Raw genomic sequence first — 18,337 nt, forward strand, 5'->3', positions numbered from 1 at the left:
AATCCTATCAAATTCACATCCTTTTTTGACAGGTATTCCAAAGCGAGAAAATCCTAATTTTGTATAGTTCAAACTAAAAAACGATAAAACAAACATGAGTGCCGAAAAAGTAAAATGCCTGATCATCGGTTCAGGTCCCGCCGGATATACTGCTGCAATCTATGCTGCCAGAGCAGATATGAAACCTGTGATGTATCAGGGAATGCAGCCTGGAGGACAGCTGACAACTACAAACGAAGTTGAGAACTTTCCCGGTTACCCGGATGGAGTTACCGGACCGGAAATGATGACCCAGCTGGAAGCTCAGGCGAAACGCTTTGAAACAGATATTCGTTTTGGTTTTATCACTCAAGTTGATTTTTCAGGACCTATTCATAAGTGCTGGACAGAAGACGGACACGAAATTCACGCAGAAACGGTAATTATTTCTACAGGAGCTGCTGCAAAATACCTTGGATTACCATCCGAGCAACATTACCTTTCGATTGGTGGTGGAGTTTCTGCCTGCGCAGTATGCGACGGATTCTTTTACCGCGGTCAGGAAACAGTAATCGTTGGTGCAGGAGATTCTGCTTGTGAGGAAGCTCATTACCTTTCTAAGTTGTGTAAGAAAGTAACCATGCTGGTTCGCACAGATAAATTCCGTGCTTCGAAAATCATGGCTGACCGTGTTCGAAAAACACCTAACATTGAAATTCTCCACAATACGGAAACTGTTGAAGTTTTAGGTGACGGACAAGGAGTTACAGCTGTAAAAGTGAAAAACAATATTACTGGAGAAGAAAAAGAGATTCCCGCTACCGGTTTCTTCGTGGCAATCGGCCACAAACCGAACACAGATGTTTTCAAAGATTACATCAACCTGGACGAAACAGGATACATCAAATACGAAAAACCGGGAACTTCACTGACAAATATTCCGGGAGTATTTGTTGCCGGAGATGCGGCAGACAAAACATACCGCCAGGCAGTAACTGCTGCGGGAACAGGCTGTATGGCAGCTTTGGATGCAGAGCGTTATTTAGCAAGTTTGGAACATTAATTGTTTCATGTCTTTCTCGATACATTCCGAAATGACATTCATATAATTGCAGAATATAAAAAAAGCCCCTGACTCTCCTCAGGGGCTTTTTCATCAACCGTGGCTGACTACTTTACTCTACTTATATTATACCTAACCATGCTTTGTTACAGCCTCTTTATAATTCAAAAGTTATGATTTTCAATTTCTAATTCTTTTTGATCACGGCACTTCCGCTCGTTTCAATATCTACTCTGATTGATTTTGATTCCCCGCTAACTTTATAATAGGTCTCACTGGCACCGGATCCATCCGCGTTCAAAGTTTCGGAAACAGAAATCTCAAGGTGAGCAGCTCCACTATTGTCTACAGTTGCTTTTTTAGCCGACAAATTGGACAATTTAGCATTTGAGGCTCCCGAAACATCCACTTCAATTGTTTCGCAAACACCTGCAATTTCAACATTGCTTGCTCCTGAGAATTCACCATTTAACTTTGTTGCTTTCAGGCTCAAACTTACGTTACTTGCACCGTCAGCTTCTAAATCAAGGACATCTAATCCCAGTTGATTTACACTCATTAAACTGGTAGCTCCGCTCATATGCAATTCAGTTAAATCCTGTACACTTACTTTTACAACAACCTTTTCTTTTCGATCCCTTTTATTTGGTTCATTTTTCAAATAAAGTGTTCCGTCATGGATTTCTACGTGAACCAGATCTTTTGCAGTTTCAGGTTCCACTGTCACACTGCATGCTTTTCCCTGGGAAAGTTCAACATACAAAGCCCCGGACACGTGCACTTTTGTAAAGGATTCAGTTATCTGAGGTTTTCTGTAGGGAGGAATTCCCATAGCTCCCCGTTCAAAACACGGAGATTTTAAAGGAATAGCAGTTCCCATATCTTCGGATACATTTGGGTTTTCGGCTCTGACAGGTTCTTCAGATATGGGAGTCTCCAGATCTGCCGGTTCATTCGGTTTTTCTTCTTTGCTCGGGTAAGCATCTGGATTTGCCGGAATGGAATAAGAAATTTGCTCCTTCCGGGTTTCTTTTTCTTTTGTTTCCGGCTTGCTGAAGATCATTACGACCCCCAATGAAGCTCCTCCGGTCACTGTTAATAATGTAGTCCACATAATCAAAGGTTTTTTAATGAGTATTAATTTCAATGTTGCTAAAAGTCCGGCCGTTGCAGCTGCTGCTATAGCAGAATCGATCCATTGATCAACCTCAGAAATAGAAGTCTGAGCTGACTCATTTCGAATCTCATCGAACAAACCTGAAAGTTTATCTTCTGTCATAACTCAAATTATTTAATTCTTCTTCTTTCTTCCCGGTCATCAATTCCAGGAGTTTTTTTCTGCTTCTGACCAGGCGTTGTTTCACTGCATCCTCCGACGACTGTTGTAATTCCGCTATCTCCTTAATTGAGAATCCTGAAATCTCGAAAAGAATAATACTTTCCTTTTGCAAATCAGGTAATTTAGAGATCGCTTCGTACAGCAAATTAATTTCCAAAAGCTTATCTGCCCGGTCGTTTTCAACCGAATAATTATAAGCCAGTGTGTGATCGGATAAGCGTTCGGTGCTCATTTTTCGATTTTCATTTGCTAACAAGCGGATGGCGATTCCGAAGAGAAAATGTAAAAACGCTCCGTCATTCTTCAGGGATTCGAAACGTTCGTAAGCGACCACCAACGCATCATGCATCAAATCCTTGAAGTTGAAATTTCCGTATGCTCTTGCTTTACAAAACTTTTCAAACCTGACATGCACAGGTTCATACAGTTCCATAAAACGTTTCTTTTTCGTGGTCGCCATCCTCCTAAATTGGTCTCTTGATAAAGTTAGTGTAAGGAGATTCGAAAAAGTGACACGGGATTGAAAATAATTTTAAATGAAGTGTAAAAGTGCTTACAACACCGCAACAAGCATAAGATAATGAACAATCTAAAACCAACGTGATTAGCATGTTAGTAAACATACTTACAAAGTATACTTAAAAAATCATTTTCAACTGCTTGAATCAGTTATCCAATAATGGAGTGTTACCTATTCCACTTACAGTTAAATCCATTTTATTCAACATCTGTTTAAATTCAAGGTAGTATAACAAACAGATAAGCGAGGTTATTAAAAAATAGCAATCAGTTACCAAAACAGAAAAATGCAAATAATAATCAGCCCTCGAGACCAGCTCTGGTTCAACTACATAAAACATCAGAAGCGGTATTAAAAATGTATAAATGATAAAAAGAATCATCAAAACCCAGGTAGTAACAATTTTCAAATCAGATCTCCTCACACTCATTTCGGAATAAGTAAAAAGTTGCTTATTCAATTTCCTCTTAATAATATAGAAAAGAAAGCAGTTTGCTACAGGTAGGAATGACAATAAGATGATTAAAAAATGGTATCCTTTTCCTATTCCATACTTTTTTACTAACCTATTCAAAACAAGAAGAAAAATAATCTCCATTATATAGATTACCACATAAATCACCAAGTGAAATTTCCCCATGTAATTTTTGATTCGTATCAAGGAATTCAATTCTCCATTACCAAAATAAAATGTCCAATCCCAAATTCCTTTCAGGAAATTCATGAGCATAAACAAAACATACACTATCAAAAGAATAATTGTGACTACTCTCAAATACTTCGGGTTACCGGTTTTTTCCATTTTGCCGAAAAAGGAACAATTTTAAATACTAACTACTAATTCAAATTTTTGCATTTTGAATTTTTCCTTTTGAATTACCGAACTGTTTTTTCCAGCATTGGAACAAAACTGAAATTACCGAATACTTCTTCTTTGTATTCCGAATCAGAGATTTTTGTGATCCGGTGCATTTCCTGGGAATCCAAATCTCCAACAGGAATTACCATTATTCCTCCTACTTTCAATTGCTGAACAAGTTTTTCGGGAATAAACGGAGCTCCGCAAGTTACCAGGATCTTATCAAAAGGCGCAAAAGTTTCTTTTCCTTCGTAACCATCTCCAAAAAACAACTTGGGCGTAAACCGGAAATGATCGATGATCTTTTTAGCTTTAATATGCAGTTCTTTCTGGCGTTCGATGGAAAACACTTTCATTCCCATCGAGCACAAAATACAAGTCTGAAATCCGGATCCGGTGCCAATTTCCAGAACCTTCTCCCCTTTTTTCAACTCCAGGATCGAAGTCTGGAAAGCAACAGTATAAGGATGAGAAATCGTTTGACCGGCCCCGATCTGGAAAGCTACATTTGAATAAGCCTGCTGTTCGAATACCAAATCGAGAAAGAAATGACGAGGAATTGCATCAAAGGCTGTCAGCACACGTTCATCAGTTATTCCTTTCAGGCGCAATTGATCAATCAATTGCTTTCTCATTCCCTTGTGCTTGTATGTATCTTGCATGTAACAAAAGTAATTTAGAAATCGCTCATTCTTTCAGTTTGTTCAAGAAAGTTTCTACAGTGAATTGTGTATATTTGGGACGCTAATAAACGAAAAAACATGGCAATTGATTCAAAAGAATTGGAATTCAATAAGAACGACGATGAAATGAGGCTTAAGATCTCCCGTATGGAGTCTGAATTAGCTTCAATAATGAAAGGCGGCGGAGAAAAACGGATCGCTGCACTTCATGAAAAGGGGAAAATGACCGCCAGGGAGCGAATTGACATGCTTCTGGATGCGAATACCTCGCGTTTCGAAGTTGGTGCTTTTGCCGGAATGGGAATGTATAAAGAACACGGCGGCTGCCCCTCTGCCGGTGTTGTGATAGTAATCGGTAAAGTCTCAGGAAAACAATGTATTGTTGTTGCCAACGATGCTACCGTAAAAGCCGGGGCCTGGTTTCCGATCACAGGAAAGAAAAACCTGCGTGCACAGGAAATAGCAATGGAAAACAAGCTGCCGATCATTTACCTGGTTGATTCAGCAGGTGTATATCTTCCCATGCAGGATGAGATCTTCCCCGACAAAGAACATTTCGGACGTATTTTCCGCAACAATGCAGTAATGAGTTCCATGGGAATCACCCAGATTGCTGCTGTAATGGGAAGTTGTGTTGCAGGTGGTGCTTACCTTCCGATTATGTCTGACGAATCATTGATCGTGGATAAAACAGGAACTATTTTTCTTGCCGGATCTTACTTGGTTAAAGCTGCAATCGGAGAAAATATTGATAATGAGACCTTGGGCGGAGCCACAACACATACTGAGATTTCAGGTGTTTGTGATTACAAAGTAGCCAATGATGAAGAGTGTTTGATGACAATCCGTAAGATGATGAGTCAGATCGGAGCACCTGAATCCGCAGGGTTTGACCGAATCGAATCCATAGCTCCAAAAGAAGAGGCGAAGAAAGTTTACGGTATTCTGCCTTCGGAAAGATCCAAACCTTATAATGTACACGATATATTAGACTGTATTTTTGATGAGGGAAGTTTAACAGAATATAAAAGCGATTACGGCAAAACCATTGTTTGCGCTTATGCCCGTTTGGACGGCTGGAGTGTTGGAATTGTTGCAAATCAGCGGGAATTATCCAAGAACGCAAAAGGTGAAATGCAATTTGGCGGCGTGATCTACAATGACTCGGCAGATAAAGCTGCACGTTTCATTATGAACTGCAATCAAAAGAATATTCCTTTGATCTTCTTCCAGGATGTTTCGGGATTCATGGTCGGTTCAAAATCAGAACATGCCGGGATCATCAAAGACGGTGCGAAAATGGTCAATGCAATGGCAAATTCTGTCGTTCCGAAATTTACGGTTGTAGTTGGAAACTCTTATGGAGCAGGAAACTATGCCATGTGCGGAAAAGCGTATGATCCGAGATTAATTGTTGGCTGGCCGACTGCCGAAGTGGCTGTAATGAGTGGCGCGGCAGCAGCTAAAACCCTGCTTCAGATCGAAGTTGCTTCATTGAAAGCCCGTGGAGAGGAAGAAATTACTCCGGAAAGAGAAGCAGAACTTTACAACAAGATCAAATCGCGTTACGACGAACAAATTTCACCGTATTATGCAGCTTCGCGTTTGTGGCTGGACGCAATCATTGATCCGGCAAAAACCAGGGAGTTCTTATCGGTTGGAATTGAAATGGCAAGTCACAAAAGAGCTGAAAAACCTTATAACGTTGGAGTAATCCAGACCTGATTAATTCAAAACGAAAAATGCAAAATTCAAAACCTTTGCATTTTGAATTCATAATTTTAAATTAAATAAAGATGCATTTAGATTGGCAATTTAAACCCTACAAAGAACTTACGCTGAATGAGTTTCACGACATTATTGCTTTGAGACTAAAGGCTTTCGTAGTAGAACAAAACTGTTCGTACCTGGACTTGGACGGTAAAGACAAAAAAGCTTACCACCTGCTTCTGCGTGACGGAAAAGGTGATGTAATTGCTACAGCACGGATTTTACACCCGGGGATTTCTTATCCGGAAGTGGCAATTGGCCGAGTGGTTCTTACATCGGAATGTCGTGGAAGTGGTGTTGGAATTGAGTTGATGGAAAAATGTATTCAATTTGTTCACGAAGAATTTGGAAAAGTTCCGATTCGAATTTCAGCACAAAAACACCTGGAAAAATTCTACAATAAATCCGGATTTGTATCTACAGGAAAAGAATACTTCGAAGATGAAATCCCACATGTTGAAATGCTTTTAAAACCCGAAAACAATGGTTAATAAAATTCTCCCGCTTGCTGTAATTGCAACTTCACTGATTGCATGCCAGCCGAAGACGATCGTTGAAACTCCAGACAGTGCTGTTGCTTCTACTTCCGATCTTTCATCGAAACCTACGAGTATTGATGTGTCCTATATGGATCTATCGATAAAACCCCAGGATGATTTCTTCCGGTTCGCAAACGGAACCTGGTGTAAGAACAACCCGGTACCAAATACAGAATCGCGTTGGGGAAGTTTCAACGAGCTGGATAAAAGAAACAAAGCTACATTGAAAGAAATTCTTCAATCTGCTTCAGGATCTAAAAGCAAAACATCAGGAAGCCAGGATCAGTTGCTGGGAGATTATTATGCTTCTTTTACGGATATGAATATCCGCAATGCAACAGGTGTAAAACCTTTAACGGATCGCTTGGCTAAGATCGCAGAGATCAAATCGAAAGATGAGTTTGTTAATTTGATTGCACAGCAACACCAGTTGGGAATTGAATCTGTTTTTGGTTTCGGAGTAGGACAGGATCTGAAAAATGTGGATAAAAACGCTGCTTATTTGGGTCAGGCCGGAATCGGTTTACCAAATCGCGACTATTACTTCCAGGAAAACAAACAGGCTATTCGCGACGCATATATCCTGCATATTCAAAAATCATTTCAAATGTTGGGTGATCCGGATGATGCAGCTAAAACGAAAGCAAATGACGTTTTCAACTTTGAGAAAGAATTGGCAGGTGCAATGATGACTCCGGCGGAATCCCGCTTACCGGAAAAGACCTACAACAAAATGTCGTTGGACCAGCTTGTAAAATCAATGCCGAAATTCGATTTCGAAGCTTACCTTGCAAAGATAGGATGCGAAAGCTTTGATTCATTGATCGTTGGACAACCTGACTTCATGAAACAGGTAAACACGATGATGGACAAGGTTTCTTTCCAATCGTGGAATAACTACCTGTCTTGGTGTACAATTAACGCTTATGCCGGAAAACTGGACGACACCTGGGTAAAACATAATTTTGATTTCTACAGTGGAGTTCTAAGTGGTACAAGCAATATGAAACCGATTGACGAACGCTGCATTGAGGAAATCACCGGTTCCACTTTAGCAGAATTACTTGGAAAAGCATTCGTAGAGAAAAACTTCTCTGTAAATGCAAAAAACCGGGTGAATACAATGGTTGACAATTTATTGGCAAGTTTCAGAATGCGCATCGAAGGTTTGGACTGGATGTCAGCAGGTACAAAGAAAGAAGCCCTGGCAAAACTGAATGCGATCGGAAGAAAACTAGGCTTCCCGGATGAATGGAAAAGCTATAAAGGATTGGTGATCAGCCCGGTTGATTATGTTGCAAACATTGATAATTGCCGTAATTTCTCATTTAAGGAAAACCTGGAAAAATTGCACAAACCTGTCAACCGTAAAGAATGGGAAATGCCTGCACATTTAGTAAATGCATACTACCACCCGCTTTTGAATGAAATTGCTTTCCCTGCAGGAATCATGCAGCCCCCTTTCTTTGACGAAAAAGCAGAAGACGCGGTAAACTATGGAAGAATCGGAATGGTGATCGGGCATGAATTCACACACGGTTTCGATGACAATGGATCTAAATTTGCAGCAGACGGAAGTTACAACGATTGGTGGCAAGATACTGACAAAGCAAAATTCGTTTCCAAAACGGAGATCCTGGGAAAAACATTCAGTTCGTTCTGCCCTATTTCTGACAACTGTGTAAATCCTGAACTGACTATGGGAGAAAACATCGCAGATTTGGGAGGATTAACAATGGCTTACTATGCCTACACGATGACAGATGATTTCAAGAAAAATGTAATCATCGACGGATATACTCCTGCTCAGCGTTTCTTTATTTCTTATGCACAATTGTGGAAGATCAATTACACAGATGCAGAATTGAAAAAGAGAATTGCTACGGATCCACACTCACCGGGAATGTACCGCGTAAACGGACCGTTAATGAATTGCCCTGAATTCTTTGCTGCTTTCAATGTGAAACCGGGAGATAAAATGAGAAACCCGGATGAAAAGGTCGCTAAGATCTGGTAGTCGGAAAACAATAGAAAATTTGAAAGCATCGTCAATTTGGCGGTGCTTTTTTTGTTAATGCAAGCCAAAGCTATATGCAAGATGCCTTGCATCTGAAATGATGACTATTATTTTTAGCGACTAGTCGACTTTACCCTCCCACTGATTCACAGATATTTTTGGACGAGCCTACCGGACTCGTCTTAGATGGCGACCGGTAGGCGCCATCTCAACAGACAAAGGCAATTCCATCTGCGCATCTGCGGGAACTATCATCTCCGTTTTAGGTTAAGAACAGGGCAAAAAAAAGACCCATTTAAGGGTCTCTCTTTTCTAGTTTAAATTCAAAAGCACTTTTTTGCGCTTTAATTTTTTTACCTCCAATGATTTGCTGTAGTTCAGTATCTGACTGATAACAGCTGCGGATGGATTCGCAATCTCAGTAACTTCCTGTGTTTGCATGTTTGTCAAGTATTTGTTTACCATAGGCTTAATAAAGTGCGTTTTTTCTTTTAACGCTTTTCTTTTAAGTTTATTTTATAACGCCGAAAAACTTTTTCCGAAAAAATATTAAACTGTTCGTGAAACTTATTAAAAAGCTTACTTCAACTCCGCTACACCTATCGATCCTTGCTTTACCGCAGTGATTACAAGAAAGTTAACAGCCTCTGCACAAGCATTCAACCTTCTTTTAATTTCTTCATAACTAACAATCAGTATTTAATTTTTGAATTTTGCCTTTTGAATTTTGAATTATAGTAAGTTTGTTTCAAATCACTTTTTATGGTAGAAATTAAATACATTGTAATCGGAGTTGTAGCACTCCTGCTCATTTTCAGTTTCGTAACTGTTCAACAAGGAACTATTGCGGTTGTAACCATGTTCGGTAAGTATCGGAGAATCATGAAACCCGGATTAAATGTTCGGATTCCGTTCTTTGAGCGTTTGAATGTCCGCGTTTCTATTCAGAACCGTGCAATTGAAATGGAATTCCAGGCAATTACGCAAGACCAGGCAAATGTGTATTTCAAAGCCATGCTGGTTTATTCGGTTCTGAATGCGGAAGAAGAAACAATCAAAAACGTTGCTTTTAAGTTCGTGGATCAAAGAAGTTTTATCCAGGCCCTGATCCGCACCATCGAAGGATCCGTTCGTGGATTCGTTGCAACAAAGAAACAAGCCGAGATTCTATTATTGCGCGGTGAAATTGTTGCTGATGTAAAAGAAAGCCTTGATCACACTTTGGAAACCTGGGGATTCCATTTGATCGATCTGCAATTGAACGACATTACCTTTGATGCGGAAATCACTACTTCCATGGCGAAGGTAGTTGCTTCGAACAACTTAAAAGCTGCTGCTGAAAACGAAGGTCAGGCACTATTGATTACCAAAACAAAAGCTGCCGAAGCAGAAGGAAATGCAATTAAGATTGCGGCTCAGGCTGAAAAAGAAGCGGCTCAACTGAAAGGTCAGGGTATCGCATTATTCCGTGAGGAAGTTGCACAAGGTATGACAGAAGCGGCTGAAAAAATGAAAGAGGCGGACCTGGATACTTCCTTGATCATGTTCTCTATGTGGACAGAAGCTGTGAAAGAATTTGCTGAAAAAGGGAAAGGAAATGTGATCTTCCTGGACGGATCTGTTGACGGGATGGAAAAAACTGTAAAACAGATGCTTGCAAACGATATGATGAAGAAATAAGAGAAAGCACTGCTTTCGATAACTTATCTGCGGTAGCAGATATTTATAAATTTACCCGTAGGCACGCTATTAATTGCATGCTTACGGGTTTTATCAAATCAATAACTTCCCCACCAGCGTCTTAAGAACCATTCTGCCGACAGCAATGCAATAATCAAAGCAAAGATCCATTTCCAGTCAATCAGTTCCTGGTATCCGGTATCTTCGTATTGTATCGTAGTAATATCACTCCGTGTTTTAATCTCCCGGATCAAATCTTTGTATTGATCCAGCGTCTTGTAGGAACCGTTCGACTGAACAGCCAATTGATTCAATGTGGAGAAATTAGCTCGTGTGTCCTGATCTTCCAAAGAAATCTCATCCACTGCAAACGATCCGGATTTGGCGTATTTCTTTCCGTTATTGTCTGCAACCACTTTCCAGTCATATGTTCCCGATTCCAGCTGGCCTACATTTAACTGGTAGAAATTGGCTGTTGGAGAGAACAATTGCTTAAATCCTTTTGCCCCACGTTTCGTAATGGTCATTTCAACAGAAGGAGTGGTAATAAGCTCCATTGACTCATTGTAAAATTCTGCTTTAAAAATGATATCTTCTATCGTATTAAATCGCTTTGGTAAAGTCACTCGCAATGGCTCTCTGTTCTGTTTCACTGAAATATATTGTGTCAGCTTCTGAACGAATTCCTCAAAACCGGCAGTGGTTTTCTTCTGCATGAATTCCTTCATTTTCCAGCGCCACAAACCTTCACCCAATATAAAACCGATTTTTGATTTCTGAGTTTGTGAAACCGCGATCAAAGGATTGTCTTTCGCAATATTCCCTACCCGTTGATTCAATATGACCACACTGTTCGAGGGAAGTTTATACATCCCGAATTTCGTTCTTAAAGGTGTCAAAACAGGAACAATCGAAGTAAAATCTGCTGACAGCCCGAATGAATTAAATCCTTTGGAGACGGAAGGATAAACATCTTCATACTGATTCCCGTTCGGAGCTTTCACAGCCAAACCATAAGTCTGGAGTAGACTGCTCGTCACGTTCGGTCCGAGAATCATCAAAACGGGAATCCCTTTGTCTTGTAATTGCTTGAACAAACCGGCATTCGGACGCAAACCGTTTTCGTACCACACCACAAAATCCGGAAGTTTTGCTCCCAACGAATAGTTCGAGATCAATTCGGAGGAGATCACTGCTTCCTGGTCTAGCTCAAATACGGAACGCAAAGCAGCAACATCCGGGTGCGGGGCACTTGCCAGCAATAAGACATTGCTTTTCGAATCAATCACTTCTACAAAGCAGGTTTGCTGGTTATTGTCTTTGGTAAACTCACCTCCTATCCGCTCCACAGAAACCGTAAAATGCTGGTATCCCTTATTCTTCGCTAATATGCTAAACAGAAATTCTTTCTGATCCAGGTTGGTATTATTAACTGTCGCTTTCTGGGATTGAATTACTTTTCCGTTCTGCAATAAATTTACCTGGTATGAGCCGAGAGGAACCCGCTGAAAATCAATCAATGCCTGGATCGGGAATTCATTGTTCATAAACGCAACTTCGTTCGAGTTAACGGATCTGACAACAATATCCCGCTTTAAGGTCGTATCACCTACTGTCAGAGAAAAAACAGGAGTCAGTTCAATTCGCTCAGCTTCATACATCGGGTGAACTCCCTGGTTGTAATTCCCGTCTGAGATTAAAACAATAGCTCCGATATTCCTGTTGAAGAAACGATCCTTGATCTGTTTGAATCCTGCAGCCAAGTCACTCGATTTATCGTTCAGAGAAAGTTTATTCAAATCCCGGACATTTGTCCCGACAGCCAATTCCAGGTATTCATATCCATCACCCAAAGACTGGGGAAGTTCACGTCGGAAATTTCCGATTTGTTTCTTTACCTGGCTACTGTCCTTATAATTCATCATGGAAGAAGATGAATCCACCAAAGTAATGATCAGTGGTTTTTCAGGTCTGTAAGTAGTCGTTTCCCAAACCAATCCGAGCAGCAACAAACCAATGAGAAAAAGACTCAGTGTTCTAAGAGAAAATAAAACGCGTAATTGCCTTCTTTCCCATATTGCTTTTTGTTCGGTTCTGAAATAATAATAAAATGAGAAGCCTACAGCAAGTATTGATATAGGGAGCAACCACCATAAAGAATGATCGGAAAAATAATTCATGGAACGAAAATACGCTTTTTACTATTTCGTATTCGTTAAAGTGTATGAAATTCCTAATCCCAACACCGATTTAAATTGTGTTCTGGGTCCGGTTTTCCCTTTTGAATCGCGAATATCAATATCATCATCGTAAATTAGATTCCACTGCAGGGATGCCTGGAACCATTTGTTTACTTTAAAGGTGAAGATATTCTCCAGGTTCACATCAATATTCTGCGGGTTATTTGTATAACTGCTAAATAATTCCAGGCGCGTTTTCATTTCAATATTCTTGACAAGCTCCTTCTGGAAACGCAATCTGAAATAAGCCCCGATCTCATTCCTGAAACGCAATCCTCTTTTCAATACATTTCCGCTCGTATCCAATTCTGCAGCCTGTACACCAAATGCACCGGCATCCGCAAGGCGCTGATCATTTACAAAAGTCATTTTAGAAGCAATTGGCGACAGGTAAACATTGAAGTAGTCGACAGGTGCATATTCGATCCCTAAAGAGAAACTGGCATATCCCGGGGCCATGAACCGCGAAATCGGTACGGAGTCATTAGGAAAGCTGAAACCGTCCAAAAATTGGGTTCTAAATCCTCCTATAGCAGTTAAAAACCAATGTTGCTTAAACTCATAACCAATAGAAGTAGCCAAATCGATCCGGTCATCGGTTTTCTGAAGTCCCTGTACCTTTCCAACGGAATCCGTGTAATACATTCCGCCAAGTGCTAATTTCACATCATTAGACCACTTAATCCTGCGCTTTTGATAGATCGCCGAAAAATCAACAAATCCCAATACTGCAATATTATTTCGACCACCCGCTGCCCAGTTTACAAAAGCAGTTTGAGAACCGGATAAACCGAACAAACTGGTAACTGTCCAATATTTGGGCAGCAATGAATCGTGAAGGGCATCTAATTTTTTTAGATCGTCGCGCAGTTTTTCAGCATCCGTTTGAGAAAAAGCAAGTGAACCGGTGAATAAGGCCAGGAAGAGAATAATGATTTTCATAAGCAATTTGGTATTTAATCCTACAAATTTAGCTAAATCAGCAAATTAAATTAACAAACCTATTTGAGAAAGCACTAAGCTGCTTCAATAAAAGAAGAAAAATGAGTAAATTTGGGTTCGAAATTTAAAATTGCTATGTCGAAAGAAGTATACATTATTGCCGCGGTTCGCACCCCAATTGGAGCATTTATGGGAGGCTTATCCTCTATTTCCGCTACTCAGTTAGGATCAGCCGCTATTAAAGGAGCATTGGACAAATCAGGATTGAAGCCTGAATTAGTTGATGAAGTTTTCATGGGGAATGTACTCCAGGCCGGTGTCGGACAGGCTCCTGCACGTCAGGCTGCTTTAGGAGCGGGCTTACCGAATACGGTTCCATGTACAACTGTAAACAAAGTTTGTGCTTCAGGAATGAAAGCAATTATGCTGGGTGCTCAAACCATTTTAGCTGGTGATAACGAAATTATCATTGCAGGTGGAATGGAAAACATGAGCCAGACCCCACATTATATTGATGGCAGAAACGGAATGAAATTCGGGAACATCACTATGCTTGACGGGATCACGAAAGACGGTTTATTGGATGTATACAGTAAAGTTCCTATGGGAACATGTGCTGAATTGGCAGCTAAGAAATATGGTTTTACCCGTGAGGACCAGGACAACTTTGCTATCACTTCATACAAACGTGCTGCTGCAGCATGGGAATCAGGTAAATTCAATGACGAGATCGTTGGAGTTTCGGTTCCACAGCGTAAAGGTGATCCGATCATGATGGTTGAGGACGAAGAATACAAGAATGTGTTTTTAGATAAAATTCCTTCATTGAAACCTGCATTCGACAAAGAAGGTACGATTACAGCTGCAAATGCTTCTACATTGAATGACGGAGCTTCTGCATTGATCTTAGCCTCAAAAGAAGCTGTAGAGAAACACGGATTGAAACCAATTGCAAAAATTGTAAGTTATGCTGATGCTGCTCATGAGCCGGAATGGTTTACAACGGCACCTTCAAAAGCAGTTCCGAAAGCATTGGCAAAAGCAGGTTTAAGCACAGATCAGGTAGATTTCTGGGAATTGAACCAGGCATTTTCTGTTGTCGGATTGGCAAATACGAAGATTTTAGGATTGGATCCTGCTAAAGTGGATGTGAACGGTGGAGCTGTCGCTTTGGGTCACCCGCTAGGAAACTCGGGATCCCGCGTTATTGTAACATTGATCCACGTATTGAAACAAAACGGAGGAAAGATCGGTGGTGCAGGAATCTGTAACGGCGGCGGCGGTGCTTCTGCTATGATTATCGAGAATATCTAAGATAAATTCACTATAAACGATGCCATTTCCCTCGGGAGGTGGCATTTTTTATTATCACCACATAGGTACATAGAACACATAGGTTTTAACCACAAAGAGCACGAAGGAGTTTTTCGCAATTCCCCCTTTGGAGGTCAGACGACTCTGATGAGTGTCAGACTCCGTCAGAGGGGATAAAGGTCTGATGACTCTGACGAGTATCAGACTCCGTCAGAGGGGAGGACAATGCCGGATTTCAATGATTTCTTTGAGAATTTGTAATATAACCACATAGGAACAACGCTTACGCAGAAGCTTGTGCCATCGCTAAAGCTATTGGCGACATGTGATCAGCGAAGGCGCATAGCGCACATAGGAAAGGAAATATTTTAACCACGAAATATAACACCCCTATTTCTCCCGCTGATATCGCGGATTACGCAGATTTTTATAACTTTCTTAGTTGCCGGAAATAACTCCGTTCTTCTAAAATTTAAACATTGTGAATAAACATCCAAACTTCCGCGCTCCTCTGCGGAATCTGCGGGAAATAACAAAAAAAGCACCGCCAAATGACGATGCTTTCAATTTTATCCGATTAAAGATTATGCCGGTACACCAAGGTTTTCAGCAACAGCGGTAGAAACTGCAGATTTCTCTATGCGCAATTTTGTACCTTCTGAATTGATCAACACAGTAGTATCTGTAATTTCAAGGATCTTCCCGTGGATTCCACCGATTGTAACCACTTTATCACCTTGCTTTAAATTCTCACGAAACGATTTAAGCTCTTTTTGTTTTTTTTGTTGTGGACGAATTAAAAAGAAGTAAAACACCACTAACATCAACACGAGCATTATAATTTGCATAACTCTATTTTTTATTTTTAATTACTTAATAATTGTTGCTTCCACAACCACTTTGGTATTTGGAGGCGTTGTATTTGACAGGATCGTTACACTTCTTGTAACCGGTCCTTCAGAAAAAGATTCTGTTTTTACGTTTGCTTTTACAAATCCCTTTTCTCCCGGAGGAATCGGGTCTTTGCTCCAATCAGCAACCGTACAGGAACAAGATCCTGAAACATCAGACAATACCAAAGGGTATTCACCTGTGTTTTCAACTACAAAGTTAGCGTGAATTACTTCACCTCTTGCAATTTTTCCTGCATTAAAAACACTTGGAATTTTCATTGTAGTCTTATATCCGACAATCTCTGAAGGAGAATCTGATCCGCAAGCCGTTAAAAACGACAAGGCCACCCCTAAAAAAACAATTTTTCTCATAACATTAATCCATTAAACCTCTTCCGAGCTTAGCAATTTTTCCATCTTTTACCAATCTATCAACGGCCTTATCCAGGATACCGTTGATAAATCCGTGACTTTTCGGAGTTGAATAGAATTTTGAGATCTCAATATACTCGTTCAAAGTCACTTTTTTAGGAATACTTTTGAAAACCTGAAGTTCCGTAATTGCCATTTTTAAAAGGAGAATATCCATTTTAGCAATGCGTTCAAGTTCCCAGTTATCCGTCAATTCATCAATCAGTTTTAAATTCTCCGAATCCATTGAAATGGTCTTACGAAGTAAAGTACGGATAAACTCTTGCTCGTCTTCCTTGTCTTTGTACAAAGGCATAGCAACAAATTTCTCCCCTTCTTCCATCGCTTTAAGCGATTTGATCACCATCTGACAAGCCAAATCGATATCATCCAGCCAGTGAATACTTTTCTCTTCAAAGAAGTGATAGATCAAAGGCGAATTTGCGATTTCTGCTTTAAACAGGTTGATCATGAAGTTTTTGTCTTCTTCAAAACCAGTCAGTTCATTACTCATATGAGCGAACCAGGTCTCCCCTTCTCTCATTTGAATATAGATCTTGCGGAACATTTCATGATGTTCGTCACCGATCCAGTTTACCGTGCGGTCTTCAGAAGCTTCACGCAGCGAATAACTGTCCTGTAAAGTTTGAATAATCACCGAATCCACAAATTTTCTGTTCGGATTCAGATCTTCTTCCGCTGGACGGATCTTCTTTTTATTTTCTTCAATGCGATGTTCCGCAATGTCTTTCAACTCACCAAAACTCAGCAATAAATAAAGATATAGATCGTAAATCCGGTCTACAGCCTGTATTAATTCGTTTTCGGTCTTCTTGATACTATCCTCGTCGCCTTGGAAATAAGCATAAAGAGCTTGTAAAACTTTGATTCTTAAATGTCTTCTGTTCAGCATTATAAACTACTCTCCTAACTTTTATAGTGGTAATTTCACTTTACCGATGGACTCAATGCGCTCTTCTGCGATCTTGTTTGCAATTTGATAGGTTGGAACACCCTCTGCACTTGAACGGGAAACAATGTTCCCGATTGTTGTATAAATCTCTTCTGCTTTAGCCATTGACCATTGTGCCGGCAATCCTGCTACTTCCGAATAACAGTTGATCACACCACCTGCATTCAGTGCAAAGTCCGGAGCATAGATAATTCCTTTTTCTTTCACCAATTGACCGTGAATTTTCTCATTCGCCAATTGATTGTTTGCTGCCCCTGCAATGATCGAACACTTTAAACGATTGATTGTATCGTCGTTTATTGTCGCCCCTAAAGCACATGGTGCATAAATATCCATCGGTACGTCGTAGATTTCGTTCAATCCGACAACTTTTACTCCATACTGACCGGAAACTCTTTTCAATGTTTCTTCGTGAATATCCGTGATCGTTACGTCAGCACCTTCTGAAACCAAATGTTTTACCAAATATTCTCCAACGTGACCAACACCCTGAACAGCTACTTTTTTACCAGCTAGTGAATCGGAACCGAATTGCTGACTTGCACAAGCCTTCATTCCCATGTAAACTCCGTAAGCAGTTACGGGAGACGGATCACCGCTTTTCCCCGGTAAACCGACAACATGATTTGTTTCCATAGAAACCCAAACCATATCCACCGGTGAAATACCTACATCTTCCGCAGTAATGTATTTTCCGGCAAGGGAATTTACAAACTTTCCAAAACGGCGGAATAAAGCTTCCGATTTCATTGAGCGCGAATCTCCAATGATTACTGCTTTTCCTCCACCTAAATTCAATCCTGAAATTGAATTCTTATAAGTCATACCTCTTGAAAGACGCAATACATCATTCAAAGCCTCCATTTCATTGTTGTACATCCACATTCGGGTTCCTCCCAAAGCTGGGCCCAAAACGGTGTTATGTACAGCAATAATTGCTTTCAGACCAGTTGCAGTATCGTTACAGAATAACAATTGCTCGTGGTTATACATACTCATTTGAGAAATAACGGGGTTTTCAGCCAGATTTAAATCTTTGACTTCTTTTACTTCAAACATACGCGACTTTTAATCTTTTATTTCAATGCGAATGGCTAATTTTGTAATTCGAACAA

At 40.3% G+C, this 18,337-nt stretch carries 16 protein-coding genes; 6 read left to right on the forward strand and 10 right to left on the reverse strand.

The window, feature by feature from the left end; translation table 11 throughout:
* The first annotated feature begins 94 nt into the window (after window positions 1-94).
* On the forward strand, window positions 95-1,042 hold the full coding sequence (gene trxB, locus K0S23_RS03195; RefSeq protein ID WP_300354169.1) for a thioredoxin-disulfide reductase: 948 nt from the start codon (window positions 95-97) through the stop codon (window positions 1,040-1,042).
* A 187-nt stretch (window positions 1,043-1,229) separates the two neighbouring features.
* Here the strand turns inward: trxB and K0S23_RS03200 are convergent, their stop codons facing one another.
* The 3 genes from K0S23_RS03200 to K0S23_RS03210 form a co-directional block, all read right to left on the reverse strand.
* Window positions 1,230-2,321, reverse strand: a complete 1,092-nt coding sequence (locus K0S23_RS03200; protein ID WP_300354172.1) for a DUF2807 domain-containing protein — start codon at window positions 2,319-2,321, stop codon at window positions 1,230-1,232.
* A complete protein-coding gene (locus K0S23_RS03205; RefSeq protein ID WP_300354174.1) occupies window positions 2,308-2,841 on the reverse strand; it encodes a sigma-70 family RNA polymerase sigma factor in 534 nt (177 codons plus the stop codon). Before K0S23_RS03205 ends, K0S23_RS03200 begins: the two co-directional genes overlap by 14 nt.
* Before the next feature lie 936 nt (window positions 2,842-3,777).
* Window positions 3,778-4,422, reverse strand: coding sequence for a protein-L-isoaspartate(D-aspartate) O-methyltransferase (locus K0S23_RS03210; RefSeq protein WP_300354176.1), 645 nt, complete (start codon window positions 4,420-4,422; stop codon window positions 3,778-3,780).
* Between the two features lie 99 nt (window positions 4,423-4,521).
* Here K0S23_RS03210 and K0S23_RS03215 point away from each other — a divergent pair, with 99 nt between their 5' ends.
* The 3 genes from K0S23_RS03215 to K0S23_RS03225 all read left to right on the forward strand — a co-directional run bounded on the left by K0S23_RS03215 (window position 4,522) and on the right by K0S23_RS03225 (window position 8,769).
* On the forward strand, window positions 4,522-6,168 hold the full coding sequence (locus tag K0S23_RS03215) for an acyl-CoA carboxylase subunit beta (RefSeq protein WP_300354178.1): 1,647 nt from the start codon (window positions 4,522-4,524) through the stop codon (window positions 6,166-6,168).
* A gap of 71 nt (window positions 6,169-6,239) precedes the next feature.
* Window positions 6,240-6,704, forward strand: coding sequence for a GNAT family N-acetyltransferase (locus K0S23_RS03220; protein ID WP_300354180.1), 465 nt, complete (start codon window positions 6,240-6,242; stop codon window positions 6,702-6,704).
* The gene (locus K0S23_RS03225; protein WP_300354182.1) at window positions 6,697-8,769 is read left to right on the forward strand and encodes a M13 family metallopeptidase; all 2,073 of its coding nucleotides are present in this window, start codon (window positions 6,697-6,699) and stop codon (window positions 8,767-8,769) included. Before K0S23_RS03220 ends, K0S23_RS03225 begins: the two co-directional genes overlap by 8 nt.
* A gap of 312 nt (window positions 8,770-9,081) precedes the next feature.
* On the opposite strand, the gene K0S23_RS03230 is transcribed toward K0S23_RS03225, so the two are convergent.
* The gene (locus tag K0S23_RS03230) at window positions 9,082-9,210 is read right to left on the reverse strand and encodes a hypothetical protein (protein WP_281281538.1); all 129 of its coding nucleotides are present in this window, start codon (window positions 9,208-9,210) and stop codon (window positions 9,082-9,084) included.
* Window positions 9,211-9,531: 321 nt separating this feature from the next.
* On the opposite strand from K0S23_RS03230, the gene K0S23_RS03235 reads away from it, so the two are divergent.
* Window positions 9,532-10,449, forward strand: a complete 918-nt coding sequence (locus K0S23_RS03235; protein WP_300354185.1) for an SPFH domain-containing protein — start codon at window positions 9,532-9,534, stop codon at window positions 10,447-10,449.
* Window positions 10,450-10,547: 98 nt separating this feature from the next.
* On the opposite strand, the gene K0S23_RS03240 is transcribed toward K0S23_RS03235, so the two are convergent.
* Together K0S23_RS03240 and K0S23_RS03245 are read right to left on the reverse strand one after the other, a co-directional pair.
* Window positions 10,548-12,629 (reverse strand): hypothetical protein, encoded by a 2,082-nt coding sequence (locus K0S23_RS03240; RefSeq protein ID WP_300354188.1) that lies wholly within the window; start codon window positions 12,627-12,629, stop codon window positions 10,548-10,550.
* Window positions 12,630-12,650: 21 nt separating this feature from the next.
* The gene (locus tag K0S23_RS03245) at window positions 12,651-13,631 is read right to left on the reverse strand and encodes a DUF3078 domain-containing protein (protein WP_300354190.1); all 981 of its coding nucleotides are present in this window, start codon (window positions 13,629-13,631) and stop codon (window positions 12,651-12,653) included.
* 135 nt (window positions 13,632-13,766) lie between these two features.
* Between K0S23_RS03245 and K0S23_RS03250 the strand changes: the two genes are divergently transcribed.
* Window positions 13,767-14,945 (forward strand): acetyl-CoA C-acyltransferase, encoded by a 1,179-nt coding sequence (locus K0S23_RS03250; RefSeq protein WP_300354192.1) that lies wholly within the window; start codon window positions 13,767-13,769, stop codon window positions 14,943-14,945.
* Between the two features lie 584 nt (window positions 14,946-15,529).
* On the opposite strand, the gene yajC is transcribed toward K0S23_RS03250, so the two are convergent.
* Genes yajC through K0S23_RS03270 form a run of 4 tightly spaced genes read right to left on the reverse strand, consistent with a single transcriptional unit; the run spans window position 15,530 to window position 18,281 of the window.
* Entirely contained in the window at window positions 15,530-15,793 is a 264-nt protein-coding gene (yajC, locus tag K0S23_RS03255) for a preprotein translocase subunit YajC (protein ID WP_300354196.1), read from the reverse strand.
* 21 nt (window positions 15,794-15,814) lie between these two features.
* Complete coding sequence (locus K0S23_RS03260; protein ID WP_300354199.1) at window positions 15,815-16,210, reverse strand: DUF1573 domain-containing protein; 396 nt, start codon at window positions 16,208-16,210, stop codon at window positions 15,815-15,817.
* A gap of 4 nt (window positions 16,211-16,214) precedes the next feature.
* Entirely contained in the window at window positions 16,215-17,162 is a 948-nt protein-coding gene (nusB, locus tag K0S23_RS03265; protein ID WP_300354200.1) for a transcription antitermination factor NusB, read from the reverse strand.
* Between the two features lie 21 nt (window positions 17,163-17,183).
* A complete protein-coding gene (locus tag K0S23_RS03270; RefSeq protein WP_300354202.1) occupies window positions 17,184-18,281 on the reverse strand; it encodes a Glu/Leu/Phe/Val dehydrogenase dimerization domain-containing protein in 1,098 nt (365 codons plus the stop codon).
* Between the last annotated feature and the right edge of the window lie 56 nt (window positions 18,282-18,337).

It is taken from the genome of Fluviicola sp. (assembly GCF_029266855.1).
In the GTDB taxonomy this organism is placed as follows: domain Bacteria; phylum Bacteroidota; class Bacteroidia; order Flavobacteriales_D; family Crocinitomicaceae; genus Fluviicola.

Coding starts and splice junctions, on each gene's coding strand:
- K0S23_RS03220 (WP_300354180.1), top strand. CDS start 6,240: ATGCATTTAGATTGGCAATTTAAACCCTACAAAGAACTTACGCTGAAT.
- K0S23_RS03235 (WP_300354185.1), top strand. CDS start 9,532: ATGGTAGAAATTAAATACATTGTAATCGGAGTTGTAGCACTCCTGCTC.
- K0S23_RS03210 (WP_300354176.1), bottom strand. CDS start 4,422: ATGCAAGATACATACAAGCACAAGGGAATGAGAAAGCAATTGATTGAT.
- K0S23_RS03250 (WP_300354192.1), top strand. CDS start 13,767: ATGTCGAAAGAAGTATACATTATTGCCGCGGTTCGCACCCCAATTGGA.
- yajC (WP_300354196.1), bottom strand. CDS start 15,793: ATGCAAATTATAATGCTCGTGTTGATGTTAGTGGTGTTTTACTTCTTT.
- K0S23_RS03270 (WP_300354202.1), bottom strand. CDS start 18,281: ATGTTTGAAGTAAAAGAAGTCAAAGATTTAAATCTGGCTGAAAACCCC.
- K0S23_RS03230 (WP_281281538.1), bottom strand. CDS start 9,210: ATGCAAACACAGGAAGTTACTGAGATTGCGAATCCATCCGCAGCTGTT.
- K0S23_RS03225 (WP_300354182.1), top strand. CDS start 6,697: ATGGTTAATAAAATTCTCCCGCTTGCTGTAATTGCAACTTCACTGATT.
- nusB (WP_300354200.1), bottom strand. CDS start 17,162: ATGCTGAACAGAAGACATTTAAGAATCAAAGTTTTACAAGCTCTTTAT.
- K0S23_RS03245 (WP_300354190.1), bottom strand. CDS start 13,631: ATGAAAATCATTATTCTCTTCCTGGCCTTATTCACCGGTTCACTTGCT.
- K0S23_RS03205 (WP_300354174.1), bottom strand. CDS start 2,841: ATGGCGACCACGAAAAAGAAACGTTTTATGGAACTGTATGAACCTGTG.
- K0S23_RS03200 (WP_300354172.1), bottom strand. CDS start 2,321: ATGACAGAAGATAAACTTTCAGGTTTGTTCGATGAGATTCGAAATGAG.
- trxB (WP_300354169.1), top strand. CDS start 95: ATGAGTGCCGAAAAAGTAAAATGCCTGATCATCGGTTCAGGTCCCGCC.
- K0S23_RS03260 (WP_300354199.1), bottom strand. CDS start 16,210: ATGAGAAAAATTGTTTTTTTAGGGGTGGCCTTGTCGTTTTTAACGGCT.
- K0S23_RS03240 (WP_300354188.1), bottom strand. CDS start 12,629: ATGAATTATTTTTCCGATCATTCTTTATGGTGGTTGCTCCCTATATCA.
- K0S23_RS03215 (WP_300354178.1), top strand. CDS start 4,522: ATGGCAATTGATTCAAAAGAATTGGAATTCAATAAGAACGACGATGAA.